1 pseudogene is annotated in these 1591 nt (G+C 55.6%); it reads right to left on the bottom strand.

Features of this window, described 5'->3' with window-relative positions:
- Positions 1 to 1591 (bottom strand): annotated as a pseudogene (locus ACIOU6_RS27975) (DNA-directed RNA polymerase subunit beta'); the annotation flags it as partial.

The following is a 1591-nucleotide window of genomic DNA, read 5'->3' as shown; positions in this document are numbered from 1 at the left end:
ACCCCCCCGCTCCCCCCCCCCTCGACCTTGTCACCCTCTTTAACCGAAATCACAGCACCGTACGGCAGCTTGTAACGCTCGCGCTCACGACCAAAGTCATCAGCGATTGCCAGCTCACCGGAACGGGATACAGCAACCAAGTGACCATCCACTCGCTCAACGTGCTTCAGGTTGTGCAGACGGACGGTACCGCCATTCTTGACCTGAACGCTGTCGGCTGCGGAAGTACGGCTTGCCGCACCACCGATGTGGAACGTACGCATTGTCAGCTGGGTACCCGGCTCACCGATGGACTGGGCAGCGATTACGCCGACCGCTTCACCGATATTCACCTGATGACCACGAGCCAGATCACGGCCGTAGCACTTGGCACAAATGCCATAGCGGGTTTCGCAGCTGATCGGCGAACGCACAATCACTTCGTCGATGCTGTTCAGCTCGATGAACTCAACCCACTTCTCGTCTACCAGAGTGCCGGCAGGAACGATAACGTCCTCGGTACCTGGCTTGAATACGTCACGGGCAATAACACGACCCAATACGCGCTCACCCAACGGCTCTACAACGTCACCGCCTTCAATGTGCGGAGTCATCAACAGACCGTGTTCGGTGCCGCAATCGATCTCGGTTACAACCAGATCCTGCGCCACGTCTACCAGACGACGAGTCAGGTAACCGGAGTTCGCCGTTTTCAACGCGGTATCCGCCAGACCTTTACGAGCACCGTGAGTGGAGATGAAGTACTGAAGTACGCTCAAACCTTCACGGAAGTTCGCAGTAATCGGCGTTTCAATGATGGAACCGTCCGGCTTGGCCATCAGACCACGCATACCGGCCAGCTGACGAATCTGTGCTGCGGAACCCCGCGCACCCGAGTCGGCCATCATGTACATCGAGTTGAAAGACTCTTGATCGACTTCAACACCATGACGGTCGATGACTTTCTCTTTCGAGAGGTTGGCCATCATCGCCTTGGAGACTTCGTCGTTCGCTTTCGACCAAAGGTCGATCACTTTGTTGTACTTCTCGCCCTGGGTAACCAGGCCGGAGGCGTACTGGCTCTCAATCTCTTTCACTTCGTCGGTGGCAGCACCGATGATGCGGGCTTTTTCATCCGGGATAACGAAGTCGTTAACACCGATGGAAACGCCGGAAATGGTCGAGTAAGCGAAACCGGTGTACATCAACTGGTCAGCGAAAATTACGGTCTCTTTCAAACCAACCACGCGGTAGCACTGGTTGATCAGCTTGGAGATCGCCTTTTTCTTCATCGGCAAGTTGACGACGTCGTACGACAGACCTTTCGGCACAACCTGGAACAGCAGCGCACGACCGACGGTAGTGTCGACGATACGGGTGCCGCTCACGCTGTTGCCGTCACGATCGTTGACGGTTTCGTTGATACGTACTTTAACCTTGGCGTGCAGTGCGGCTTCGCCGGCACGGAACACACGGTCAACTTCCTGCAGATCCGCAAATACACGACCTTCGCCTTTGGCGTTGATCGCTTCACGAGTCATGTAGTACAGACCCAATACAACGTCCTGCGACGGAACGATGATTGGCTCACAGTTGTCTGGCGACAGAATGT

It is taken from the genome of Pseudomonas sp. NPDC087615 (assembly GCF_044743445.1).
Classification (GTDB): Bacteria; Pseudomonadota; Gammaproteobacteria; order Pseudomonadales; family Pseudomonadaceae; genus Aquipseudomonas; species Aquipseudomonas baetica_A.
This window is presented reverse-complemented; position numbering and strand designations above follow the sequence as displayed.